The sequence below is a fragment of the Streptomyces sp. NPDC104309 genome (assembly GCF_055584025.1).
Window position 1 is genome coordinate 34,161 of the sequence record NZ_JBVJMV010000034.1, and the last position, 25,244, is coordinate 59,404.

General features: G+C 68.3%; 23 protein-coding genes. 19 read left to right on the forward strand and 4 right to left on the reverse strand.

The features are described from left to right. Window positions 1-22: 22 nt before the first annotated feature. The 11 genes from ACZ68L_RS34395 (at window position 23) to ACZ68L_RS34445 (ending at window position 15,529) form a co-directional block, all read left to right on the forward strand. Complete coding sequence (locus ACZ68L_RS34395; RefSeq protein ID WP_469585159.1) at window positions 23-5,419, forward strand: phage tail tape measure protein; 5,397 nt, start codon at window positions 23-25, stop codon at window positions 5,417-5,419. Beyond that, window positions 5,406-6,305 (forward strand): phage tail family protein, encoded by a 900-nt coding sequence (locus ACZ68L_RS34400; protein ID WP_469585161.1) that lies wholly within the window; start codon window positions 5,406-5,408, stop codon window positions 6,303-6,305. Before ACZ68L_RS34395 ends, ACZ68L_RS34400 begins: the two co-directional genes overlap by 14 nt. A gap of 12 nt (window positions 6,306-6,317) precedes the next feature. After that, entirely contained in the window at window positions 6,318-7,253 is a 936-nt protein-coding gene (locus ACZ68L_RS34405; RefSeq protein ID WP_469585165.1) for a hypothetical protein, read from the forward strand. Beyond that, on the forward strand, window positions 7,250-8,356 hold the full coding sequence (locus ACZ68L_RS34410; RefSeq protein WP_469585168.1) for a hypothetical protein: 1,107 nt from the start codon (window positions 7,250-7,252) through the stop codon (window positions 8,354-8,356). Before ACZ68L_RS34405 ends, ACZ68L_RS34410 begins: the two co-directional genes overlap by 4 nt. Continuing rightward, a complete protein-coding gene (locus ACZ68L_RS34415; protein ID WP_469585171.1) occupies window positions 8,353-10,437 on the forward strand; it encodes a hypothetical protein in 2,085 nt (694 codons plus the stop codon). The genes ACZ68L_RS34410 and ACZ68L_RS34415 overlap by 4 nt, the downstream gene beginning before the upstream one ends. Before the next feature lie 2 nt (window positions 10,438-10,439). Continuing rightward, complete coding sequence (locus ACZ68L_RS34420) at window positions 10,440-10,616, forward strand: hypothetical protein (protein ID WP_469585174.1); 177 nt, start codon at window positions 10,440-10,442, stop codon at window positions 10,614-10,616. Between the two features lie 228 nt (window positions 10,617-10,844). Then, window positions 10,845-11,720: a peptidoglycan-binding protein gene (locus tag ACZ68L_RS34425; protein ID WP_469585319.1), complete on the forward strand. Its 876-nt coding sequence runs from the start codon at window positions 10,845-10,847 to the stop codon at window positions 11,718-11,720. Window positions 11,721-11,748: 28 nt separating this feature from the next. Then, complete coding sequence (locus tag ACZ68L_RS34430; RefSeq protein ID WP_469585177.1) at window positions 11,749-11,970, forward strand: holin; 222 nt, start codon at window positions 11,749-11,751, stop codon at window positions 11,968-11,970. A 28-nt stretch (window positions 11,971-11,998) separates the two neighbouring features. Next, window positions 11,999-12,316, forward strand: a complete 318-nt coding sequence (locus ACZ68L_RS34435) for a hypothetical protein (RefSeq protein WP_469585180.1) — start codon at window positions 11,999-12,001, stop codon at window positions 12,314-12,316. 661 nt (window positions 12,317-12,977) lie between these two features. Continuing rightward, complete coding sequence (locus ACZ68L_RS34440) at window positions 12,978-15,149, forward strand: glycerophosphodiester phosphodiesterase (protein ID WP_469585183.1); 2,172 nt, start codon at window positions 12,978-12,980, stop codon at window positions 15,147-15,149. Between the two features lie 155 nt (window positions 15,150-15,304). Beyond that, a complete protein-coding gene (locus ACZ68L_RS34445; RefSeq protein WP_469585185.1) occupies window positions 15,305-15,529 on the forward strand; it encodes a DUF6207 family protein in 225 nt (74 codons plus the stop codon). A gap of 59 nt (window positions 15,530-15,588) precedes the next feature. Here ACZ68L_RS34445 and ACZ68L_RS34450 read toward each other — a convergent pair whose 3' ends face one another. Together ACZ68L_RS34450 and ACZ68L_RS34455 are read right to left on the reverse strand one after the other, a co-directional pair. Further along, the gene (locus ACZ68L_RS34450) at window positions 15,589-16,047 is read right to left on the reverse strand and encodes a hypothetical protein (RefSeq protein WP_469585187.1); all 459 of its coding nucleotides are present in this window, start codon (window positions 16,045-16,047) and stop codon (window positions 15,589-15,591) included. An 18-nt stretch (window positions 16,048-16,065) separates the two neighbouring features. Then, window positions 16,066-16,365, reverse strand: a complete 300-nt coding sequence (locus ACZ68L_RS34455; RefSeq protein WP_469585190.1) for a hypothetical protein — start codon at window positions 16,363-16,365, stop codon at window positions 16,066-16,068. A 217-nt stretch (window positions 16,366-16,582) separates the two neighbouring features. Between ACZ68L_RS34455 and ACZ68L_RS34460 the strand changes: the two genes are divergently transcribed. From ACZ68L_RS34460 to ACZ68L_RS34480, 5 genes are all read left to right on the forward strand, one after another. Continuing rightward, window positions 16,583-16,810 (forward strand): hypothetical protein, encoded by a 228-nt coding sequence (locus ACZ68L_RS34460; RefSeq protein WP_469585192.1) that lies wholly within the window; start codon window positions 16,583-16,585, stop codon window positions 16,808-16,810. A gap of 53 nt (window positions 16,811-16,863) precedes the next feature. Continuing rightward, window positions 16,864-17,124 carry a hypothetical protein gene (locus ACZ68L_RS34465; protein WP_469585194.1) on the forward strand — a complete coding sequence of 87 codons (261 nt, stop codon included), beginning with the start codon at window positions 16,864-16,866 and terminating at the stop codon, window positions 17,122-17,124. An 83-nt stretch (window positions 17,125-17,207) separates the two neighbouring features. Next, window positions 17,208-17,390 carry a hypothetical protein gene (locus ACZ68L_RS34470; protein WP_469585196.1) on the forward strand — a complete coding sequence of 61 codons (183 nt, stop codon included), beginning with the start codon at window positions 17,208-17,210 and terminating at the stop codon, window positions 17,388-17,390. A gap of 96 nt (window positions 17,391-17,486) precedes the next feature. Then, on the forward strand, window positions 17,487-20,621 hold the full coding sequence (locus tag ACZ68L_RS34475; protein WP_469585198.1) for a Tn3 family transposase: 3,135 nt from the start codon (window positions 17,487-17,489) through the stop codon (window positions 20,619-20,621). 107 nt (window positions 20,622-20,728) lie between these two features. Further along, the gene (locus tag ACZ68L_RS34480) at window positions 20,729-21,367 is read left to right on the forward strand and encodes a hypothetical protein (RefSeq protein ID WP_469585201.1); all 639 of its coding nucleotides are present in this window, start codon (window positions 20,729-20,731) and stop codon (window positions 21,365-21,367) included. Window positions 21,368-21,439: 72 nt separating this feature from the next. Here ACZ68L_RS34480 and ACZ68L_RS34485 read toward each other — a convergent pair whose 3' ends face one another. After that, on the reverse strand, window positions 21,440-21,874 hold the full coding sequence (locus ACZ68L_RS34485) for a hypothetical protein (RefSeq protein ID WP_469585204.1): 435 nt from the start codon (window positions 21,872-21,874) through the stop codon (window positions 21,440-21,442). Window positions 21,875-22,333: 459 nt separating this feature from the next. Between ACZ68L_RS34485 and ACZ68L_RS34490 the strand changes: the two genes are divergently transcribed. The 3 genes from ACZ68L_RS34490 to ACZ68L_RS34500 are packed head-to-tail and all read left to right on the forward strand — an operon-like array spanning window position 22,334 to window position 24,929. Continuing rightward, window positions 22,334-22,690, forward strand: coding sequence for a hypothetical protein (locus ACZ68L_RS34490; protein WP_469585206.1), 357 nt, complete (start codon window positions 22,334-22,336; stop codon window positions 22,688-22,690). Further along, complete coding sequence (locus ACZ68L_RS34495; RefSeq protein ID WP_469585209.1) at window positions 22,687-23,796, forward strand: tyrosine-type recombinase/integrase; 1,110 nt, start codon at window positions 22,687-22,689, stop codon at window positions 23,794-23,796. The genes ACZ68L_RS34490 and ACZ68L_RS34495 overlap by 4 nt, the downstream gene beginning before the upstream one ends. Beyond that, window positions 23,793-24,929: a helix-turn-helix domain-containing protein gene (locus ACZ68L_RS34500; protein WP_469585212.1), complete on the forward strand. Its 1,137-nt coding sequence runs from the start codon at window positions 23,793-23,795 to the stop codon at window positions 24,927-24,929. The genes ACZ68L_RS34495 and ACZ68L_RS34500 overlap by 4 nt, the downstream gene beginning before the upstream one ends. A 25-nt stretch (window positions 24,930-24,954) precedes the next feature. Here ACZ68L_RS34500 and ACZ68L_RS34505 read toward each other — a convergent pair whose 3' ends face one another. After that, window positions 24,955-25,152 (reverse strand): DUF6011 domain-containing protein, encoded by a 198-nt coding sequence (locus tag ACZ68L_RS34505; RefSeq protein WP_469585215.1) that lies wholly within the window; start codon window positions 25,150-25,152, stop codon window positions 24,955-24,957. Window positions 25,153-25,244 lie beyond the last annotated feature (92 nt).

Here is a 25,244-nt window from a genome sequence, read left to right on the forward strand (position 1 = left end):
CGGAGAGGGGAGGGCGGGCCGGATGGCGAACTGGAACCTGTCAGTGGACCTGCGAGGCCACGGCAACGACCTCGCCCAGTCCCTCAAGTCCGCGGCGAAGCACGCCCGCACCCTGGGGACTGCCGCCCGCACGGCGAAGAAGGAGGTGCGGGAACTCGGGCATGCCTCTCAGACCGCCACCCGACACATCCGCACCCTCGGCACGACCGCCCGCACCACCACCCGGCGCCTCAACAGCCTCGGGAGCGACGCCCGCACCGCCGGCCGACACCTGGGTCGGTACGGGGATGCCGCCCGCACCGCGAACCGGCACGTCAACAGCCTCGGCGACAACTCCCGCACCACTGGACGCCAGCTCGCCCGCATGTCCGGGCAGATCGACACCGCCGTCCGCGACCTCCTCCGCCTCGCCCGGGCCGCGCAACGGGCCTCCACCCACATGCGGACCGTCGGCGCCGGCGGAACCCGGGGCCTGCGCCAGATGACGAACGAGTCCGGGCGGCTCCGCCACCAGCTGACCGGCGTGGCCGCACTGCTGTCCGGCGGGGCGCTCGTCATGGGCGTCGGGGGCCTCATCAAGCACGGCAACGAATACCAGCAGTCGATGAACACGTTCGGGGCCGTAACCAGCGCGACTCGGATGCAGATGCAGCGGGCTGCGGCGACCGCCAACCAGCTCGGCGGGGACTTGACTCTTCCCGCAGTGACGGCCGCTGACGCCGCCGAGTCCATGGTGGAGCTCGCGAAGGCCGGTTTCCGCACCGACCAGGCGATCAACTCCACCCGCGCGTCCCTGACACTGGCATCCGCCGCCAACGTCAAAGCTGCGGACTCTGCGCGGTACCTCGGCGACATGATGGACCAATTCGGGATGGGCGCCGACCAGGCCGGGAGAGCCGCCGACATTCTCGCCGCCACCTCGAACAGCGCGTCCGGCAACATCATCGACATCTACTACGCCATGAAGTACGCCGGGCCCGTCGCTCACGGCCTCGGCGTGAACATGGAGGAAGCCGCTAGCGCGGTCGGCATGCTCGGCAAGGCAGGCATCCTCGGGCAGACCGCCGGTACAACCCTGCGCGGCATGCTCGCGAACCTTGCCGCCCCCACGAAGCAAATGAAACAGGGCCTCGCCGACATGGGCATCGAGGCGTGGGACGCGCAGGGACGATTCCTCGGGCTGCGCCACGTCATCGACGGCCTGTCCAAGGCCCAGCACAGCATGTCGCAGCAGGACTTCGCCGCCGCCGTCAAGAAGAGCATGGGCAAGCCGGCGATGTCCGGCGCTATCGCATTGGCCCACCAAGGAACCGATTCTTTCGACGCGCTGATGCAGGCGGTGAACCGGACCGGCGCCGCATCCGACATCGCTGCCGCGAAGGGCAAGGGCCTTGCCGGTGCAATGGTCCAGCTCAAGGCCAAGAGCGAGCAGGCCGGTCTTGCCCTGTACACCGGAATGGCGCCGGGGCTGGAGTTCTTGATCCGCGGGATCACGTCAGGGATCTCCAAGGCCACCCCTCGCATTACCGCGTTCTTCGACTACGTCAACAGCGCGGCGACACTGCTCGGCCCGGATGTGGCAGCAGCCGCCCGTCGGCAGTTCGGCGCCATCGGCGACGCCGCCAAGGGCATGATCGCCCCCTTCAAGGAGCTCGGCGGTAACGCCGTCGCATCTGCCCTCCACGTACTGCTGTCTGCCGGACAGATGGTCGTCGATGTCCTGAAGAACCTGGCTGCCGGGGCCGAGCCGGTGGTGTCCGCGTTGGGAGACGTGGCGGGCTCCGGGAACGGTGTGGCCAGCACGCTCGACATCGTCGTCTTCGCCCTGGACGCCGCCGCCAAGGCCGTATCCGTCCTGTCCGGAGTCCTCGGCCCGATCGGGCACATGGTCGGCGGCCTGGTCTCCATGTTCGGGGCCCTTCCCGGCCCCGTCCAGACAGCCGTGTTCGCGATGCTGCTGTTCCGTCGGGTCCAGCCGATGATGGCGCAGCTCGCTACTACCGTCAGCGGACGTACAGTCGGGGCGTTTCGCAGCCTGGGCCAGCAGATGACCGTTCAGCGGTCTCTTGCCGCATCCGCTGGCCAGTCCCTCACCCGGTACGGGGCCGCGATGGCCGTCCTTCAAGCCCGGGTGCCGTTGATCGGGCAGATGGGTTCCGCGTTCCGGTCGGCGTCCGCGCAGGGGGCCGGTTTCGTCGGCACGCTGCGAGGGGTGACCGCAGCGGCCGGTACCGGGTTGCAGCGGGCAATGAGCGGCCTAACCGGGGCGCTCGGCGGACCATGGGGGTTGGCCATCATGGGCGCGACCATGGTCCTCGGCACGTACATGGGGATGCAGCAGGATGCCGCCGAGGCCGCGTCCCGGCACAAGGCATCCGTCGACGGGCTGACGACGGCACTCCGGGAGTCCAATGGGGCGATCACGTCCAATGTCCGGGCACAGGCGGCGCAGACGCTCGCAGACACGAAGCTGACGCAGGAAAACTTGGGCGTCAACACGTCTCTGATGAAGGTCCTCGAGAAGAAGGGCCACACCCTTGAGACCGTCACCGACGCCTACCTTGGGCAGCGCGGCAGCATCAAGAACCTTGCCACCGAGATGGACTCCCTCGCCAAGAAGGAGATAGATCGAGGCGGCAGTGGCGCATTGAAGCGTGCCTCCGAGTACGTGCTTGCCGCGAAGGCCCTGCGGGGCATGTCCGGAGACGCGAAGACCGCCGCCAAGAACGCGAAAGAACTGGACAACGCTGAAACCGGACGGGGCGTCACCGCCTACGGTCGCCTCAAAGACGCGGTCGGAGCCCTCGCCGCAAAGACCGGAGACGCTGACTCCCGAACCCGGGCGCTGCGGGATGCGCTGGATCTGCTGTCGGGCGGCAGCGTGTCGTTCCAGGCGGCGGAGACCCGACTGAACAAGGCGATCACCGCTGTGAACGACTCGATTACGGCTGGGATCGACAAGTCGGAGGGCTGGGGCAAGCAGCTCATCAAGTCGAACGGCACGCTCGACACCACTACGAAGAACGGGCAGAGGCTTTCCGACCAGTTCACCGACCTTGCGGACGCGGCAGGCGGTGCTGCGATCAAGGCATACGACTTTGCGCAGTCGCAGGGCAAGACCCTGCCGGAATCGTTGAAGGCCGCGCGTGACGAGATCCAGAAGTCGCGTGATGCGCTGATCGCGACCAGGAAGGACTACGGGCTCAACAGGAAGGAGATGGAAAAGGTCGCGGACTCGATGGGCCTGATTCCCGGTCAGGTGTCAATCCTGCTGTCGGCGCAGGGAGTGGATTCGACGCTGGCCGATCTACTTGCGGTGAAGGCGACGTTTGAGCAGTTCCCGGACAAGAAGACCATCAAGGTCGACGCTTTGGGCGCTGAGGCCAAGAAGGAACTTGAGGACATCGGGTACCAGATCGAGCTGATCCCCGGCACCCGCGAGTACAAAATTACCGCCCCGACGCAGGCCGCCCGCACAGAGCTCGACCTGCTCATTGCGAAGCTCGGTCAGACCAACGGCAAGACCCTCGACATCAAGGCCCCGTCCGCGAAGGCCAAGGCCGACCTCCAGACCATCCAGGACAAGGTCCGCGCCACCAAGGGCAAGACGCTCTCCATCAAGGCGCCGACCCAGGAAGCCCGCCAGAACCTCGAAGCCCTCGGGTTCAAGATCAAGGGCACCAAGGGCAAGACCGTCACGATCACCGTCCCGACCGGGGACGCCACCCGCAACGCCGCGATCATCCAGGCCGCCATCGACAACATCCGCGGCAAGTCCGTCAGCATCTACCTCAACTACAAGAAGACCGGCTACGACAAAGACGCCAACGGCGTCCCTGACATGGTCCAGGCCCCGCAGGCCCGCGGCAGTGTCCTCTCCTTCTACGCCAACGGCGGCACGAACCGCCGAGGCATCCGCGAGAACCACACCGCACAGATCGCCCCCGCCGGCGCCTGGCGCGTCTGGGCCGAGGAAGAGACCGGCGGGGAGGCGTACATCCCGCTCGCCGCGTCCAAGCGCGGCCGGTCCCGCGCCATCACGGAGGAGACGATCCGCCGGCTCGGAGGCGACCCGAAGTCCGTGCAGTGGCACGCGGACGGTGCGGTCGTCGCGTTCGACTCCGGCGGCTTCTCTTACACCCCGACCGGCATGCGTCGCGACACGTCGTACGTGCAGTCCGCCTACTCCGACTCTCACCAGCCGATAGATAAGGACGCCTACCTCAAGAAGGTCCGCGCCCAGAAGAACGCCGTCGACAACCTCAAGGCCGCCGAGGCACGACTCAAGCAGGTCCGCAGGGGCAGGCACACGCACGCCCAGCTTGTAGCCGCTGAGACTCGCGTGTCGAAGGCCCGCCGCGCGGTCGCCACTGCCACAGACGCAGCCCGCAAGGCAGAAGCCCGGTACAAGAAGCAGTTCAGCCTCTCCGACTGGCAGAAGACTCTTAAGTCGGCGGTGTCGGCGAACGCGTCGTACGAGAAGAACCTGGAAAAGATCGCCTCACGGGGCGGGGCGGATGTCATTGCCCAGCTCCGTGACCTCGGCGAAGAGGGCGCCGCGATGGTCGCCGCGCTCGCGAAGGCGTCGAAGAAGCAGTTCAACGACATCGTCGCGAACCTGCGGCGACTCGGGCCGCTCGCCAAGGCGTCCCTCGCCGACTACACCAAGCAGCTCAACGCCTCCAACAAGACGTCCACCACCTTCCAGACGGACCTCGCCAAGCTCGCCTCCATGGGGTACGGCGACCTCGCAACCCAGCTGGCCGGGCAAGGCGACGAAGCGGCGCAAAAGCTTGCCGCCGAGGCTGTGAAGAACAAGGGCAAGGCGGCCTCCGCGAACACCGCGGCGAAGACATCGGCCAAGACCCTGTCCAGCGACGAGCTTGCGCAGCTCGTGCAGATCATCGCCGCGGTGAAGACCAGCAAGACCGGACTGCACGCCGTCGCGGACACGACAGGGATCGGCGAGGACGAGATCATCACCATCGCCAACAAGGCCAACGCCCAGATCAAGTCGTCGCTTGGGTCGCGGGCCACCCAGTTCCTCGCCGACCTGGCACGCGCGAACAAGGGGCTCAGCTACGCGAACGGCGGGATCCGGGAGGGCATCTACGCCACCCGCGCCGGCGCCGTGACGTTCGCGGAGCCGTCCACCGGCGGGGAGGCGTACATCCCGCTCGGGGCGAACAAGCGGCGCGCCGCCACGAACGTCCTCAAGGACGTCGCCTCCCGGTTCGGGGTCGGGCTGACCGACATGTCCGCGACCCGCCCGGTCGTCATCGTCCGCGAGGGCGGCGATACCCACGTCACCGTCACCGCGGTTCGCACCGGGGCGTCCGCGTCGGACATCGGATCGCAGGTCGGGCGCAGCGTGCGTCGGGCCCGTAGGGGAGGGGTGAACGCCCGTGCCGCCGCTTGAGGACTGGCAGTACGAACTCGGTGGCGTCCTGATGGGCGCCGGAACACCGGTCCAGGTCATTGAGACGACCGGCCTGGGCCGGGCGCCGATCCGGGACAACGACGCCGACCAGCCCAGCGCGGACGGGGTATTTGCCGGGCCTGACTACTACGCGGCCCGGCAGGTCCAGTTCGATGCCGCGGTCCGGATCCCCGGGGACCCGGCTGCCTGCCACGACGTGGTCGCCGCCCTGCAGGCCAACGCCGACGATCCGGCGGTGCGCCTTGCTGGTGGGGTGACGATGCCGCTGCGCATGAAGCGTCCCGGTCGCCCGGTGAAGCGCCTGAACGGCCGTCTGCGGAAGGCCGACCCGGAGTACAAGCAGGTCATCCACGGCTACGTCCCGTTGGACCTTGAGTTCATCGCAACCGACCCAACTTTCTATGCCGACGTGCAGACGACCACGGAGATTCCCCTCGGGTGGCTGACCGGCGGCGGCTTCGCGGCACCGGTGAAGGCGCCGATCTTTGTGCAGTCTGGGACGACGGCCGCGGATCGGCCCGGCTGGGTCACCAACCAGGGGACCGGGAACGCGTGGCCGATCATCCGGATCACCGGCCCGGTCGCCACGGTCACCATCACGCACGTCGCGTCCGGCCGACAGCTGTCCCTGCCCACCCTGAATCTGACGTCGAGCAGCCAATGGGTGCAGATCGACACCCGTCCCGGCCGCCGCACCGTCACCCGGGAGAACGGCGGCAACGCCTCCACCCCGCTGTCCCCGGCCTCCCGCATCGACCTGTTCTCCCTGCCGCCCGGCCAGTCCGAGATGCGCTGGACCGGCTTCGACAGCACGAACTCCGCCCGCATGCGCCTGACCTGGCGCGACGCCTACACCGCCCTCTGAGGAGCGCACACCATGGCCCTATTCCCCGTGCCGATCCTCACGAACGGCGCCACGCACTCCGCCCAGCAGTTCCGCATGATGGTCCGCGACCTCGTGTCCGGCGCTGAGGGCATCACCCAGGGAACTGATCTCAAGGTCACCCAGCTCAGCACCCCCGGCGCCAGCGTCCAGGTCGGCGACGGGTCCGGAGTGGTCCGCGGTCGCGTCAACCCGTTCCAGGGCACGTACTCGGTGTGCAACATCGGCGCCGCCACCGTCCCGATCGCCGCCACTGGCGGCTCCGCACGTTCCGACATGGTGATCCTCCGCGTCGAGGACCCCGAGTACGAGGGCACCCTCAACCCGGCCGTGGATCAGATCAACTATTTCCAGGTCATCAGCAACGTGTCGTCGTCCGCGACGGCGATCCCCGACGGCCGTACCGGGATTCCGCTCGCCCGGATCGATATCCCCGCGTCCACGTCCACGATCACCACCGCCATGATCAAGGACCTGCGGTTCCTGGCCACCCCGCGGCGCGACCGGCAGATGCAAACCCACTCCCCAACTACCGACAGCGCCCTGATCGGCGCCTCCACCGCCTACAGCTACTTCTCCACCGAACCCGGCATGAACTTCTACGTGCCCGACTGGGCCACCCAGGTTCGGGCGCGCGTCGATGTCAGCCCGATCCGCTACTCCGTCGCCAACTACACCGGCGCCCTGCAGGCCACGTTGGGGTCCAGCCTCACCCTCCAGCCGATCTCCCTGGATGACAACCAGGGCACCGGCGTCCGCAAGCTGCCTGCAATCGTGGCGGACACCCTCACCATCCCCGCCGCCTACCGGGGCACCACCCAGCTGCTGCGCGCCCAGGCCAACGGGGCCTCCGGGAACACCGGCCGCATCAACGTGTCCACCTTCACCACGTTTGTGTACGACGTCGAGTTCGTGGAGGCACCCCGATGACCGCGACCGTCCCGGACCGAGTGCTCACCCAGCACGCCCTGACCGGGGCGTGGCTGTCGCTGGCGCTGCCAGTGGGAGGCCTGGAGTACGGGGACGAGCTCAACGGGCCTGGCTCCCTTACCGGCACCCTGTCGCCCCGCCTCGTCTCCCAGAACCCCTCACTCCTCGACCCGGGCACCACGCTCATTTACGTCGAATCCGCCGGCCAGCTCCGATGGGGCGGCATCGTCTGGGACGTCCGCCCCCAGGGCGACACCCTCCAGATCGAGGCCGCTGGCTGGTCGTCGTACCTGATGCACCGGTACGACATGGACGGGCAGCTCGGCGCCCGCGGCCCGTACACCTACACCGACCGGTGCAAGGTCATCCGCGACGTGTGGGCCTACGCGCAGTCCGTCACGGACGGCAGCCTCGGTGTCGTCGTCGACTCCACCACCTCGACCTCCACCGTCGGCACACCGGCCGAACGCTACGACTCGAACTGGTGGGACTCCCGCGCGCTCGGCGACATCGTCGACGACATGGTCTCGGCCGAGGCCAGCCCCGACTACACCTGCACCGTCGCCTGGAACACGGCCAAGACCGCCCCAGTACGGCGGATCCGGCTCGGCTGGCCACGCCTTGGCGCCCGCCGCACCGACATCACCTTCTCCAGCGGCGTGAACATCATCGAAGACCCGGAGGTCCCGTTCTCCGGCGACGACTACGCGCAGGTCGTCATCGGCATGGGCGCCGGGGACGGGTCGGCGAAGCGGCGCCAGATCTCCGCCGTACGCAACGGCCGCCTCCGCCTGGAGCACGTCGCGGACTTCCCCGAGGTCAAGGGCAACGACGTCCTCGCGTCCCTGACCGCCGCCGAACGCGGTCGGCGCGAGGTGCTCGGATCCGTCGACCAGATCACCATCCGCGACACCTCGGCCGCCCGGTTCGGGGCCTGGCAGGTCGGCGACGACGTGTACACCCGCGTCCACAACCCGTGGGTCGACTACGTCGGATGGCGCCGCATCACCGGCTGGACCATCAAGCCCGACGCCCCCGGCGGCCCCCAGGCCGTCATCGACCTCAAGCCCGCCGACGCCTACAAATACGGGGGAGTCTCATGACCGACCTTGCCAGCATGTACGTACAGCTCCTCAAGAGGGTTGAGGCCATCGAGCGGTCCTCCCGGCTCTCCTCCGCCTCCCTGGACAACACGGCTCTCGAGGTCCGCGACGACAGCGGATCGCTTCGTGGCCTTGTGGGGCAGCAGGGAGACGGCACCACCGCGGCGCTCATCGTGAACGGGCCACCGCCGCCGCGGCCGTCCGCCCCGATCGTCGCGTCCGTTCTAGGCGGGGTCACCGTGTCCTGGGACGGCACCTTCGCTGACGGTACGGTCATGCCGCTGGACTGGGCCCGGATAGAGGTCCACGCCTCCACCCTCGCTGTGTACGAACCGACTGCGGCGACACTGCAGTCGACGATCGAAACTGCACAGGGTGCCACCGTCGTCGTCTCGTCCGCCGACCCCGTGTATGTGCGGCTCCTGGCCCGCAGCACCTCCGGCACCCCGTCCCCGGCTTCGGCGACTGCCGGCCCGTTCGGCCCGACACCTGTGGTGGCGTCGGACGTCCTCGACGGGATCGTCACCACGGTGAAGCTGGCCGACGACGCCGTCACCGCGGCGAAGGTCGCGACCGGCGCAATCGGCACGACAAAGATCACCGACAACGCGATCACGACCCCGAAAATCGTGGCCGCCGCCATCCAGGCCGCGCAGATCGACACCGACGCCGTCAACGCGTCAAAGATCGCCGCAGGGGCCGTCACCACCGCGAAACTCGACGCCCTCGCCGTGACCGCCGACAAGGTCGCAGCGAACGCCATCACCACGGGAAAGATCGCCGCAGGGGCCGTCACAACCAACGCCCTGACCGTCGGTATCGCCCAGTCCATCGCGACAAAGGTCACGGACTCGATGGGCGACGCCACCCTGTGGGCGACCACGATCGGCACCGGCACCTGGACCGTCCTGTCCGGCATCACGGACGCCGCAGCAGGCGGCACCGTCATTCAGGGCCAGGGCCCCGTCACCATCGAGCACATCGACAACACCCCATACGACCCGGACACCCTGTACCGGGTCACCGCCCGCGTCCGCACCACGGCCGCGCCCACATCCGGCACGCCCGTCGTATCGATCGGTCTCGTCGGGGTGGCAGCAGACGGCGTCACCCGCGTCAACTCCACCGGGGCGAACAACACGGTCACAGGACAGCACTACATCGCCGCCAACGGCGTCACCATCAACGCCGGCACCTCATGGACGACGTTCACCGGCTACGCGCAGGGCACTGCCGCAACCGGCACCACGACAGCCTGCCCGCTACCGACCGCCCCCGGCAGAATGCACTCCAGCACCCGCTACGTCCGCCCCTCGATACGCCTGCTCACGGGCGCGACAGGTGGCACCATGCAAATCGATCAGGTGACGGTCGAGACCGTACCGACCGGCGTCGTCAACTCCGTCAACATCGCGAACGGGGCCGTCACTGCCGCGTCTATCGCCGCCGACGCCATCACCGGCAAGACCATTACCGGCGGCACCATCACCGGCTCCACCATTCAAACCGCCATCACCGGAAAGCGCATCGTCCTCATGCCCAACGGATCGATGCTCCTGTACTCCGGCCGCGCCGATGGCGAGACGCCAGGCAGCTTTGAATCAGGCATCACTGGCGACGGCAGCGGAATGCAGCTCGGCTACCTTGCGATCAAACCGCCGACACATGGACCCACCCCACCCGAAATTGTGCTGACGGTGGGCCCGTCCGGTGAGCAGAACTACAGAGTGGGCCCGCTCGCCTTGCTGGAGGGGGCCACCGGAGCGTACACATCGCTCGTCGGCCACCTCCTGGTGGTGGGCGACACAGAGGTCACCGGCCCTTTCAAAGCGGGCAACTTCACGTCGGGCCGGATCACGATCACGGCCGGCGGCGGTGTGCCAACGTCGGCCACGGTCACCGGGCTCGGACTGGTGGGCACGGGCCACCGAGCCGTGGCCACACCGAGTACCACTGTCCCCGGCACCACCGTGACCGGCGTCGGCTGCACGTCGGTCACCGCAGACTCAATGATCGTTTGGATCACCCGCACCGGCACCGCCACAGGCACCGGTGTGGACTACATCGTGATGGGAGCATGACCGTGGAAGAGACAGACCCCGTGATGATGGTGGCCACGTGCCGCACACCGGGATGCGTGGCTGAGGACCGGGCGATCACGTGCCCCATGTTCCCCAACGTGGTGCCGCCGACGTACCGCGCCGTGTGCGCGCAGTGCGGCGAGCCCGTCACCGACCTCGTCCCCGTGACCAGCACCTGACCAAGCCCAAGCGCATCAGGGGCAACCCCTAGCCTGCACCGCCGTACGCTGATCGTGGGCGACCCTCCGCCCAGGGCACGTGAGTTCGTGTCCGCCCCCCGAGGGACTGCATTCGTGCAGCCAACCATTCACCGGGGCGCGAAAGGACTCATGCCCATGAAACTCATCACCCGGTCCGACCTCGGCTGGCCTGCATCGGCCGCTCCGTCGCAGTCCACCGCCAAGGGCGTGAAGGTTCATTACGAGGGCACGCCCGTGAGCACGAAGCTGCTCACCGACCACGACGCCTGCCTCGCCGAGTGGAAGAACATCCGCAAGTCTCACCTTGCGAACAAGACCGAGAACTACAGCGACGTCGCCTACAACTACGCGGCCTGCCCGCACGGCTACCTGCTGGAAGGCCGTGGCCTGCACAAGCGCACCGGCGCGAACGGCAACCAAGCGCTGAACCAGGCGCATTACGCGATCGTCGGCCTCGTCGGTGACTCCGGGGTGACCGAGCCGACGGACGCCATGCTCGACGCGATACGCGACGGCATCGAGCTGCTTCGCAAGAACGGTGCCGGAAGCGAGATCAAGGGCCACAGGGACGGGTACGCGACTGCCTGCCCCGGAGGGGCGCTATATGCGTGGGTGCAAGAGGGTGCCCCCCGTCCCGGCGGCGGCACCACAGCCCCGCCTGCACCCCCGGCAAGCACCACGACGTACACGGTGAAGAAGGACGACACCCTGTCGTCGATCGCCACCGCACTCAAGACGACCGTCGCCAAGCTCGTCTCGCTGAACAGCCTCAAGGACCCGGACAAGCTGTCCGTCGGCCAGAAGCTCATGGTGCCCGGCAAGCCTGCCGTCCAGCCGTTGGAGCCGTACCCCGGCGCCGGGTTCTTCCACGGCGGCCGGCACTCGCCGGTGATAACGGCCATGGGAAGGCGCCTCGTCGCCGAAGGCTGTGGCCAATACCAGTCCGGGCCCGGCCCGAACTGGACCAACGCCGACCGGAATTCCTACGCCGCCTACCAACGGAAACTGGGCTACAAGGGCCCGGCGGCTGACGGGATCCCCGGCGCGGCGTCCTGGGCGAAGCTCCACGTCCCGAAGTCCTGACCCATCACACCCAAAGGAAGTATCGATCATGGCTGCACCCGTAGAGAAGAAGGTCACCGCCGCATCGGCAGGGGCGTACCTGGCGTCGACTGGGCTGCTCGCGAGCCTTGCCGCAGTTCAGGACAATGCCCGCCTGGTCGGCTGGATGCCGGATGCCGTCGCCCCGTTCGTTCTGGCGCTGGTGCCGACGGCGATCACGTTCGTCGGCGGGTGGGTGGCGAAGCACTCTCCCCGCAACTCGGCTGCCTGACCATCCTTCCTGAAGCACGGAGCTCGACATGGCCGATGAGCCGTTCTCTCTGGGAGAGCTGGGGCGGCTCATCCAGCTCATGCGTGGCGACATCCGCGACGACATGGCGCAGATCAATAGCCGCTTGGACCGCATGGTGTCCACCGACGTGTACGGGGTGGAGAAGGCGGCACTGGAGCGGGAGATCGCTGATGTAAAGAAGGACGTGGAGCAGGTGCAGGCGCAGCGGACCGCGGATGCCGAGCGGGTCACTCAGACCCGGCGGTGGCTTTTCGCGTCGGTCGTCATACCGGTGTTGGGGCTCATCATCCCGATCGTGTTCTTCCTCGCGGGAGGCAAGGGGTGAGGCCCCTGACCCGGGTGGAGGCCCGGAAGCACCGCAAGCGCGGCGACTATGTGGCGGCCGTCGCTGCCCTGTTCGCGGCGCTCGTCCTTGGCGTCGTCGTCACCGCGTTCGTCGTGCTCTCCAATGATCTCGATGCCGCGAATCAGGCCCGTGACGCTCTCGCCCGTCAGGTTCAGGGGCTGGGAGAGAAGCCCGTCGCCGGGCCGCCAGGATCGCGTGGAAAGGCCGGCGACTCCATTGTCGGGCAGACCGGTCCACCCGGGCCTGCTGGACCTCGGGGAGAAACCGGAGCATCAGGGAAGCCCGCACCCACCATCACCCCCAGCCCCGGCCCGACCGGCGTGCAGGGGCCCCCAGGTCCGGCGGGAAAGGACTCCACCATGCCGGGACCGTCTGGGCCTGCAGGGCAGGATGCCACTGGTGCGCCTGGGAGTAACGGCAAGGACGGCTCCGACGGCAGGGACGGATCGCCTCCCTCGGAGTGGACATACACCGACCCCGTCGGCGTCACCTACCGGTGCAACCCCGTCGAAGACTTCGATCCGAAGGCCCCTCGGTACCGCTGCACCCCTACCAGCACCCCGGCCCCTTCGCCGACGAGTGACCCGTCGGCGCGCTCATCCGCCCATGCCTCGGCCGTCGCCGCAACCAGGAGACCGTCATGACCATCGTCAAGGGCAAACTCATCGGCCCGGCGGATCCGCGACGGACAGAGGTGTCGCTGGCCCTGGTCGACGTAACCGGTGCAAGGGCGGTGGGCTATGTCGCCGATATCGGGGGCGAGATCGTCCGCCCGCTGGCCGTCCGGCCGGAGCAGGACGGGACTTGGTCAGCCGATCTGCAGCCGAACGCTCTGGTCGACGCTGCTGCCGGGGATACGGTGTGGGCGGTGATGGAGGGCCGGTCCCTGGACGGCTCCCCGGTCCTCACCCATGTGCTGGTGCCGGAGTCTGGTGGCCCGTACTGGATCGGCGACCTGCGGGTCGACCTCGGTGACTCCCCGACCGGCGGGAGCACCATCGTGTATGTTCCCGGCCCTGCGGGTGCCGCAGGACAAGACGGCCGGGATGGCGCGCCGGGGCTGACCGGTCCTCCCGGCGTCCAAGGCCCGGCAGGCATTGCTGGCGAAGCAGGGCTGCAAGGCCCCGCTGGGCCCGCCGGGGAAGCTGGGGTGCAAGGCGAGCAAGGACCCGTCGGCCCCATCGGCCCCCGCGGACTGACTGGCGATCCCGGACCGCGGGGCGCGACCGGAGCCACCGGCCCACAGGGCGCTCAAGGGCCGGTCGGCCTTACCGGGCCGCAGCCTCCGCTCGGGTCGGCTGGCGCAGGCGATGCCATCGCTCTGAAGTCGACCGATCCGACGACCACGAACGCCCGCACCCCGACCGCTCACGCCGCCAGTCACCGCGCTGGCGGAAGCGACGTCCTGACCGCAGCCGACGTCGGTGCCCTGCCGAGCGCCATCCTGACGGTCGACGGCTACCTCGCCGGCGCCAGCACTTCCTCGCTGCGGTACTTCGCACACCGCGGCGGAGGAATGGTCAGGCCGGAGCACACGATGGCCGCCTACCGGGCCGCCGCCGGGCAGGGATACCCCCTGGAACTGTCAGTCAACGTGGACGCGTCGGGGCAGCTGTGGTGCCTGCACGACACCACCCTGGATCGGACGACGAACCGGACCGGGGCAATCAATACGTACACCACCGAGCAGATCACCAACTTGGTCACGACGAATGCGAAACCGATGCTCGGTACCGGGTGGACGGAGCAGCCCCTCGTGTCGCTTCGGACGGTGCTCGACGAATTCCTCGGAAAGGTCATCATCTTCCTGGAGGCCAAGGGCGGCGACTCGGTCGTGCCGCTCCAGACCTTCCTGACCACGTACTACCCGCACGCCCCGCGCTCCGTGGTCTGGAAAGCGCCGGTGAACACGACGACGCTGCCATGGGCCAAGGCGGCCGGGTACCGCACGTGGGTGTACCTCGACGCGGCCACCACCGACGCAACGCTGAACGCCCTCGACGCGAACACGGACTACTGGGGTGTGCAGACGACGTTCACCGACACCCGGATCCAGCAGGTGGTGGCACGGGGCAAGCCCGTCTTCTGCTGGCCCGTCTACCGCCGCTCCCAGCGCGACCGGATCCTCGGGCTCGGGGTCGTCGGCCTCATGTCGTCCGACCCCCGCTACGTGTCCACAAGCACCGCGGCCCAGACATTGACCCGCTGGGACCTCGGCATCAAAGACCCGGGCGGTACGCCGACCCTGGACTACGACTCAACGTATGCGCTGCAGTACGGCACAGGTGCGGACGCCGGGTGGGTGAGCATCGCCGCGGTGCCGATGCAGTCGTACGGACTGGGCAACCTCTGCCCGGTCGTGCCGGGGACGGGCGGATACAGGGTGTCCTGGGACATGAAGTACAAGACGCTCCCGACAACGGACTTGACGCAGCACGGCGGCATCTACCTGGGCAAGGCCAGCGATGACGCGTACCGGTTCGGAACGGCGAACGTGTCGGGCGGCTATCACGTGGTGATGCGAGCAAGCGGGCAGATGCAGCTCAACCGACACACCGCCGGGGTTACCAGCGGAACCGTCATCGGGACCGCCCAGAACACCACCGCTGCGGTCGCGGAAACGGCCATGTCGTTCCAGCTCGACGTGACACCAACGACAGTGGAGCTGCGCCGTACCGACGGCACGGGCTGGACGACTGGTCCGATCGCTGACATGACGTACCGGGGCGGGTACTTGGGCCTGTCGAACGGGTCGATCACTGATGTGAACACCCGGCCGTATTGGAGGAACTTCGTGGTCACGCAGCTCTGACCTGCGATTGTGTCCTATAGAAATGCACCTGAAATAAGGTGATCTTGCTCGCGTGAACGCTCCTCCTTGGGCACTTCATCGTTCTTACCTGCACGTCCGAGTGAAGAACCCGCAGCTACGGAACCGGCCCTCCCTTGTGCAGCCTCGGTACCTGCGTGAAGCCGATCAGCGAAGTGCATGTGTCCGAGCCGGGCCTGGTTGTCGTGGAGGTGGTGGCCGGCGACGAGGAGACTGCCCTGGCCGCGGTCGAGGAGCTGGGGAAGCGGTGGGCGACGTCGGGCCCGTCCGCACCATGGCGGGTGCCGGGGGAACCAGGGGTACGGGTACGGACGCACGCGAACACCCGCACCCCCGCGCCCTCCGATGAGGGGCTGCCGTAGGCTGACACGACGGTGCCCCGGCCACTGAACCTGGCCGGGGCGCCGTGCTGTACAGGCTGCTACTCGACGGTCAGGATCTGCATCGGGTAGTTCACGTCCCTGGTGAGGGGCGGGTAGTCTGCGTCGGCGCCTCCTGCGAGGAGAGCGAGTGACCAGATGGTCGTGACGTGCTCGAAGTTCTGTCGGGTGCGGTGGTACTTCTCGGCTGCGGCCTCGATGTACCGGCTGGCCGCAGTGCTGTACCGGGTGAACTCGGTGGTGCAGGTGAGGATGTCGCCGAGGAGGGCGTCGATCGACAGGTACCAGGTGTTCAGCATCCCAGCGTGCTCGCGAAGCATGTCGCGGGTCTGGTCCTGGCCGAACTCGGTCTCATGCCAGCGGACGTGCTCAATGTCGAAGACATCGAAGCAGTCATACAGGCCGCTGCCGTGGATGGCGGCTTCGTAGTCAAAGATGGCGCGCGTCTCACCGGGGGTGAACGCCTCGGTCTCGTGCTTGTAGATGTCCAGGTCGCTCATGGTCGTGGTCCTCACTGCTCAGTGGCCAGTCTTCTTCTGATGGTTTCGAACACTCGCCGGCGCTCCGGCGTACAGGCAGTCGGGACAGATCACCCATCCGCCGTCAGCGACTGCGGCGTCGAGGACAGAGTTCTCCGGTCCGAACTCGTGCTGTTCCAGTAGGCGCGCCACGGAACTCTCGTAACGGACGGCGAGGAGCGCCGCTTCGGCGGTTTTGTCGTGGCCACGAGCGAAGAACGAGCCGAGACCGACGATGGCTCCGCAGCCGCAGAAGCACTTGCCAGTAGGGATGAGGCGAGGGAGGTTCTCGTTCGTCATCCCTTTAAGATAGGGCTTTTTGGTCAGTCTCCATAGAGGATTACTAAGATTGACCGATACTGCTCGCTTCCGATCGGGGCGCAGAGGGCTCGGGCGGGGAAACGCCTCGTTGCTCAGGATCGCTTCTGGCGAAGAACCGGGGAACTCCTCCCCGGTACGGCCAACATGACTGGGCGGCAGGGGCAACGCCCCGCTACTCCCGTGCCACGCTGAACTCATGAGCCTTCAGCAGTCCGCAGTGCTCGGCTGGTGCCAGATCTACGACGGCATCACCATCTTCGACATCAACGGCCAGCGCCAGCAGGATTGTCCGAACGTTCCGGTCGCCCAGGTCACGCACCACCACGGCGGCACGACGATGCTCTGCCAGGAGGATCTGGACAGCTGGTTGGACAACGCGGACGGCGACCCGAGCATGGAACCTGCCGGGCTCCGCTTCCTCTGATGGGGGATAAGCTCACATGCCGTGCCGCAGCGCGCGCACGGTACCTTTCTCGTATGAGATTCCTGCGCCGCAGCGCCCCGCCGGTGCCCGAACCCGACCCGCACCGCTGCCGTCACATCACCGAGGACGTGGCACCCGTTCACGACGTCGACGGCCGCCTGGTCGCCTCTATCTGCACGGCGTGCGACCAAAGTCTGCCGGCGTGGAAGACGTGCAAGGACTGCGGCTACATCACGGTGGCCACCATCGGTCTGCGTGGAGAGTGGCGGGAACTGATGCGGCCGTGTCGGGAGCATGCCGCCGAATCCGCCTGATCAGGTTAGTTTCCCGGGGGTTGGCCCAGGGTGCGCGCAAGAGCCAGGGGAACGACGGGCCCGGCGGCATCTACGGTCGAGGCATGGCATCCGAAGTGAAGACCGGTTGGTTCGCTTGCTGGGACAAAGAGTCAGACCCGCGCTGGGCGTGGCAGCCGTGCTTGCAGCTGCCTTCGTCGATCGGGGCGATGCAGATCTGGTTCGCCACCGAGGAGGAGTGCATGGACTTCGGCCTCGGGGAACATCGGTACAGCCGTTGGCGCTGAGAACGATCATGGTCGGCTAGCACACCGGCTGGGGGCACCGCTGGGGTTCACGGAAAGATCGCCGGGCGGGTGCCGGGGCTGGCTACGGTCCGCTTCGTGCCGGTGGAATTTCTGACTGATGAGCAGGCCGAGGCGTACGGCGAGTTCGCCGAGGAGCCGACGCGCCCTGAGCTGGAGCGGTTCTTCTTCCTGGACGACGTCGACCGGGATCTGATCGCGCTGCGGCGCTCGACGCACCACCAACTCGGCTTCGCACTCCAGATGTGCACGGTGCGCTACATCGGCCGGTTTCTCCCGGACGATCCGCTCGACGCCCCCTGGCCGGTGGTCGAGCATCTGGCCGCGCAGCTCGGCATCGAGGACGCGTCGGTGGTGAAGCGGTACACCGAGCGGCCAAAGACGGCGTACGAGCACGCGTGGGAGATCCGGGACGCCTACGAGTACCACGAGTACGAGGACCCGCAGTGGTCGCGGCGGTTCCGTACGTTCCTGCACGGGCGGGCGTGGACGCACGCCGAGGGGCCGAAGGCGCTGTTCGACCACGCGGTGGGCTGGTTGCGCCGTAACCGCGTGCTGCTGCCCGGGGTGAGCGTGCTGGCCCGGCAGGTGTCGGAGGTCCGCAAGGTCGCGGACCAGCGGCTGCACGCCACCGTCGCGGGGGCTGCTCGCCGTGCGGATGCGGCGTTGCCCGGGGACTTGGTGGCGACGCTGACGACGCCGGAGGGCTCGCGGTTCTCGGAGCTGGAGCGGCTGCGCCGGCCGCCGACGCGGACGACGGGCACGGCGTTCGCCCGCGCTCTGGAGCGGGTGGACGAGATCGGCGCGTTCCAGCTCGGCAGGTTGAAGCTGTCGCAGATCCCGCCGAATCGGATGGCCGCTTTGGCCCGGTACGCGCTGGGATCGAAGGCGGCGCTGCTGGAGCGGGCGGCGGAGCCGAAGCGTACGGCGATGCTCACCGCGGTGATGCGGCACCTGGAGGCGAAGGCGATCGACGAGGCGCTGGATCTGTTCCAGGTCCTCATGGCCACCCGGCTGCTGAGCACGGCGAAGCGGAAGACGGAGAAGGAACGCCTGTCGACGCTGCCGCAGCTGGAGAAGGCGTCACGCACCCTCGCGCGGGCGGCGAAGGTGCTGTTCGAGGAGCTGGAGCTGGTCGAGGAGCACGGCACGGATGTGGACGTGGCCGCGCTGTGGGCGGCGTTGGAGGAAGTCGCCTCGCGCGCCGCCGTGATGACCGCGGCGGCCACGGTGGTCGCGCTGGTGCCCGAGGACGAGGGCTCGGCCGAGGTCGCGATGCGGGCCGCGCTCGCGACCCGGTACGCCACGGTGCGCCCGTTCCTGTCGTTGCTGGGTGAGTCGAGGGCGCTGGACGCTGCGAGTGCCGGAAAGCGGGTCCTGGCCGGGGTCCGCAGCCTCCCGTCCCTGGCCCGGCGGAAGACGGGCGTCAAGCCGCTGCTGCCGCGCGAGGTGGACGACAAGCTCGTTCCGCCCGCGTGGCGCAAGGCGGTCTACGCCAGCCCCGACCTGCCGCAGGGTGCGGTGGACCGGGACGCGTACGTGGTGTGCGTGCTGGAGCAGCTGCATCGCGCCCTGAACAACCGCGACGTGTTCGCCTCGCCCTCGCACCGCTGGTCCAACCCGCGGGCCCGCCTGCTGGAGGGCCCCGAGTGGGACGCGGTGTGTGAGGACGTCCTGGCGGCCCTGAGCCTGGACATGCCCGTCGAGGAGCACCTGGCGGAGCTGGTGCGGGGCCTGGACGCCGGGTGGAAGCAGCTCGCCGAGCGTCTTGAGGAGGCGGGGCCGGCGGCGAAGGTCTCCGTCGAGGTGCAGGACGACGGGCGGGTGAAGCTGCATGTCGACAAGCTCGGCGCGCTCGGCGAGCCCAAGTCCCTGACGTGGCTGCGCAAGCGGGTCGAGAAGATGCTCCCGAAGATCGACTTGCCGGACCTGCTGTTCGAGGTGAACGCCTGGACCGGGTTCCTGGACGCCTTCGTGCACCTGGGGGACGGCACCACCCGGATGAAGGATCTGCCCACCTCGGTGGTCGCGCTGCTGGTGTCCGAGGCGTGCAACATCGGTATGGCCCCGGTGGTGAACCCCGGCCACGAGGCGCTGACCCGGGCCCGGCTCGTGCACGTCGATCAGTACTACCTGCGCGCCGACACGATCACCGCGGCGAATGCGCGGCTCATCACCGCCCAGGCCGCCGTGCCCATCGTGAAGTTCTGGGGCAACGGCCTGCTCGCCTCGGTGGACGGACTGCGGTTCGTCGTGCCGGTGCGCACGATCAGCTCGGCACCGTCGCCGAAGTACTTCGGGTTCAAGCGGGGCATCACCTGGCTCAACGCCGTCAACGACCAGGTCGCCGGGATCGGGCAGATGGTCGTCCCCGGCACGCCGCGCGACTCCCTGCACATCCTGGACGCGCTGCTGAACCTGGACGGCGGCATCAAGCCGGAGATGGTGGCGACCGACAACGCCTCGTACTCCGACATGGTGTTCGGCCTGTTCAAGATCCTCGGCTACAACTTCAGCCCCCGGTTCCGAGACCTGGACGACCAGCGGTTCTGGCGGGCCACGATGCCCGGCGTCGAGACCGGCACCTACGGCCCGGTGGAGGACCTGGCCCGTAACCGCGTGAACCTGAACAAGGTGATCGCGCACTGGCCGGACATGCTGAAGGTCGCCGGGTCCCTGGTCACCAACCAGGTCCGCGCCTACGACCTGCTGCGGATGTTCGGGCGCGAGGGGCGCCCGACTCCGCTGGGGACGGCGTTCGCGGAGTACGGGCGGGTCGCGAAGACCGAGCACCTGCTGCGGGTGGTCGACCCGGTGGACGACACCTACCGGCGTCAGATGAACCGGCAGCTCACGGTGCAGGAGTCCCGCCACAAACTGGCCCGGGACGTGTGCCACGGCAAGCGCGGCACCATCCACCAGGCGTACCGCGACGGGATGGAGGACCAGCTCGGCGCGCTCGGCCTGGTCCTCAACGCCATCGTGCTCTGGACCACGAAGTACATCGACGCCGCCGTCGCCCAGCTCCGCGCCGAGGGCCACGAGATCCGCGACGAGGACATCGCCCGGCTCTCCCCGCTCAAGCACGCGAACCTCAACCTGCTCGGCCGCTACAGCTTCACCGCCTCGACCCCGGCCGCCGGCGCGCTGCGCCCGCTGCGCGACCCGGAAGCGCCGGAACTCGACGATGACGACGACGGCGAGGGAGCCTGAGCGCCGCATCCGCCGTCCGGGGCTGGTCGTTGTACTTCGGGAAGACCGCCCCATCGGGCAGTACGACACAGCCTTCGTGCCCACTGACACACCCTGGAGCCCCCGCCATGTCCCGTACGAGAGTCCGGCCGCTGGGCCACTGCTCGCGCTGCACTCGCGCCTGCTGGAAGGACGCCGACGACGCCTCCCGCTGGAACACCGAGTACGCCAAGGGCGTCCTGGTCGGCATTCTCTGCCCGGACTGCCAGACAGCGGAGGAGAACGCCGAGGCGGAGGTAAAGGCGGCCACGCTCGACTACTCCAACACGGCACCCGATGTCGACGGCCGGCGAAGGGTGGCCCCGCTCGGCGGCTGGCACACCGTGACCGCCCTGGAGCACCCGCTCGTCCGCGAGGACACGTCCGTCCACCTCGCCCTCGCGGTCGAGTCGGCGGAACTGCGTGTCGCCGTCGGCCCACAGAGCGACGCCCGCCTCCACGAACTCTTCGAGGAGCCGTGCGCGACGGTCGTCCGCACGGCGCTGGAGCGGGAACAGACCCGACCGGGACACCGCTCGATCACCTACAACCCGATGGACAGCCTTGGGCCGGACACCGTCCTGCTCATCGAAGACCACGCCCTGTGCGAAGACGCCGAGGACCACGGCGAACTGATGCTCTCCTTCTCGCCCTCGCTCAACCCCCACCTCCTGGCCGCCTTCGCCCCGCCGGTCGCGGAAACCATCCGCGCCCTCCTGGCCGTCTGAACGACCTTGAGGCACAGCAGTACAGCGGTTAACGCTAAGCCGTCCGGGCCCGCCGCGACCCGATTGAACGGGCTACGCGGGGACCATCCGTACGCCACGGAGGTCCGTCCACATGCGGGAGATCACCGGGACCTTGCCGGGGTGCTGCTCCCGGTAGGTGTCCGTGAGCCGGTACGGGTCCTGGCCGATGGTGTGCAGCACGACCGACCCGGAAGGAAGGTTTTGTTCGGCGAGGAAGCTGGCGATCGTGAGCGACCGGTACAGCGTGGTCACCGGTTCGTCCAGTGAGGCAGGGTCCAGCGCCTTCCACGGTTGCCCGTCGCGCAGGTCCAGACGCGGCAGCCACGTCCCGTCCGGCTGCTGCTGATGGTCGATGACGCCGCTGATGCCCGCCATCACGTCGTCGTAGTGCTCCCCGGCCGTCGCGTGCCCCAGCAGTTGGTCACCCTGCCCGGTGATGTAGCCCAGCCACTCCGCGCGTTCCATGACGAACGGGGACTCGCACATGCCGTCCGCGGGAGTTTCTGGCCTCGACCGCCGAACCTTGTTCTGCTTCTTCCTGCCCATGGCCGGTTCAACGATTTCCGGGTTCCTGGGTTGCGCGGATGCGGCAAGAGACCGCTGAACGGTCATCTGCTGGCCAGGGTGATCAGGCTCGTACAATTTCCCTCACACCCACCTGATGCACCCAAAGCGGACGAGCACTGAGAGCGCGGTCGTCGATCGGGCCAGATCGGGGCCGGAGCTTAGGATCGCGCACAGCGAAGAATCGCACTGCTCGAACAATGCTCCCGTCAGATGGCCGCGGCGGGGACATTGTTCGGTCTGGCTCCAGATAATGTTCCTACCTCGCAGCTGGCTGCGCTCTGCGGCAGGATCGATCCTGTGGAAGCGCATAACGTGTGTTAAGCGTGATCGGTTCGGTACCCTGATCATCGAACGTTCACCGACCGAAGGCGGCCCGCCGTGGCGCACATCGCAGAGCACATCGACCGCATCGCCGACTTCGTCGATGCCCGCATCGCCGAGCGGTTCTCCGGCGACCTCGCGTCGCGTCACTTCGACGACGAGCCCGACTCGCGCCTGCTGCGGGGCCTACGCCGAGCGGTCGAGGAGATGCGTTCCAAGACGGTGTTGGTGGAGAGCATCGAAGAGGACCCCGGCACGGCGCAGGCGGCGAACCTGGCTCTGACGTTCGCCTGGGGCGAGCTCGCCAGCATCGCGAGGGAGTGGAAGGATCACGCCGACTACCTCCCGGAGTTCGCTCTGGTAGCCCACCAGTTGGAGGGCCTGCCGAAGGCTGGCTCCTCGCTGAAGCCGTGACCGAGCAAGCTGTCACTGCCCGCCCGCGTGCCGAGCTGGCCCGGCCGGGCTCCGCCGAGGAGGCCCTGTACTGGCTCCGTGACACCCTCGGCACCGTCGCCCCCCGCGACCCCCGCACCCGGCGCCTTGGCGAACGCCGCTACCGGCTCGAACTCCTCGCCGAACTCTGCGACCGCGACACCTTCCTCCTCATCACCAGTTGGCTCGGCTCCGAAGCCGTCCCCGCCGCCAAGTCGAAACAGGCCTACGCCGACGACATTCGCCTATGGGCTGGTGTCGCACGGGAGTTGGGTGGCCACAAACGGTTCTTCGTCGGCGCGATCACCCCCGGCATCATCGAGACGTGGACGAAGACGCAGAAGGCGCAGAAGAAGGCACCGCGGACCATCAACCGGCGACTGTCAGTACTTACTGCGCTCGCCGGCTATGCCAAGTGGAAGACGAAGGATCAGAGCATCATCTCGCCTGTCACCAAGCACGACCGGCCCAAGGTCGACCCGCGTGACGAGACGACTGCCACCCCGATCCTTGAAGTCCCCGAGTTTCAGGCGGTCATCAACGCCGCCGAGACTCCGCAGCAGGCCCTGGTGCCCGTCCTCATCTACACCCTCGCTGGGAGGGTCACCGAGTGCTGCACCGCCCAGCTCCACCACCTCAAGACCCTCAGCGGGGAACGCGTCCTCGACCTGCGACGCAAAGGCGGCAAGGGCCGTGCCTTCCCTCTGCCGGAACGGCTCAGCGACCTCATCGACACCGCGACCGCCGGACGGGCAGACGGCTCGCTGCTCGTGGACGATCAGGGCCGACCGATGGACCGGCACGCCATCGACCGGCTGCTGACCCGCCTCGGACGCCTTGCCGGTGTCCTGCCCGACCGGGACCTCACCCCGCACGTACTGCGCGCATCGAAGCTCACGCACATGCACGACGGGGGCACGGCGGTCGAGGAAATCCAGGAGTACGCCGATCACGCCGCGATCGAGACGACCCTCCGCTACATTCGGCGCCGGGACGGCAGTGCACGCAAGGCGAAGCACGCTCAGGCCGCAGTTGCCGTGTACGACCATCTCGTGGACCGGTTCGTGGGGACGAGAGGAACGTCGTGAGCTCGCAGAAGTACACCGCGTCGTCCGTACGGCAGCTGGCCGCCCTCGTCGACCGGATCGCGCCGCGGGATCCGGCCCGGTGGGATGACCGGCAGCGGGTGCCGGGGGCGGGCGGTGTGCTGATCCAGGTGTCGAGGCAGCGCGCGGATCAGCTGTGGATGGTGGTCGGCATGTTCGACCGGGCGGTGGGCCGGGACGAGATGCCGGGCCGGGCCTCCCGAACGGCAGAGCAGTTGTTCACGTGGGCGGCTTTGGGCCCGTTCTGGGAGTTGGCGTCGGTCGGCGAGCTACGGCGGTTCGAGAAGACCATCGGCCAGCCGTTGCCGCTGGCGTCGCAGCGGATCGTGCTGGACTGTCTGCAGATGCTGGCCCGGGTCGCGGCGCCGGGGAAGCGGATCCGGTTGCCGGTGCTGCCGCAGGCCGAGCTGAAGGAGACGGTGGCGGGCCGGTCTTTGGACTCGCTGTACCGGGGCCTGGTGGACATGGCAGGCGCGGGCCCGTTGGAGCGGGACGGTACGGCGCTCACCTATGAGGACCGCACCCGCACCCTGGCGATGGTCGCGATCCTGCTGGACGCGGCACCACGGTCCGGGGAACTGGCGGCGATCCGCCTGGACGACCTGGCCGCGGGTGAGCAGGCGGTGGGGGTGCGCCGGCGTCAGCAGAAGGCGCCGCCAAACCGGGCCGAGGAGATCGCCGCCCTGGCCGAGGTGCATCCTGAGACGGTGCGGGCGGCTTTGCGGGGGCGGTGGGAGCAGATGTCGGAGGCGACCCGGCAGAAGGTCCTGGCCGCGGTCGAGGGGTTGGAGCCTCTGCCGGAAGTGGAGTGGTACGCGCTGCGTGAGGGGTCGCGGGTCGCGGTCCGTCGGTGGCTGAAGGTCCGTGAGGGCCTGGTCGAGCAGGTCCCGTTGACGGGTGGCCGAACGGCTTTGTGGGTGTCGCTGTGGCCATCGAAGGCCGGGCCGCCGGGGATTCCGCTCAGGCCGCAGGGGCTGCGGCAGGCGTACGCGCGCGGGATCACGGCGTTGAACTTCGTGATGGCCGGCTCGTATGGGTGGGAGCCGTTGCCGGTGCGGATGGAGCAGGTCCGCCGTTCGGTGACGGCGGTGCCGTTGGAAGCCAGGCCGGAGTAGCCGACGGCACCGAAGACAGCCCGGTTCAGGTTCCGGGAAGCTGGTCCTGGTCGACGTGGTGTTCGGGTGCGGGGCCGGGCCGGCGCTCGGGATCGCAGGCGGGCCCGTACCCGTTCAGGCGTGACTGGGTGCGTGTGAGAGGGCGTCCGCAGCGGCGGCAGTACCGGTGCCGGAAGCCGGTCGGGGTGTCGACGAGCGTGGGCTGGTGCGCGTCTTGGGCCATGAGTCCAGTGTCCTGGTCGTGAAGAGGGCTGGTGGCGTGGCGAGTTAGCGGGTTAGACTGCGCGTGCGCGTTCATTATGACTTGGAAGGCCA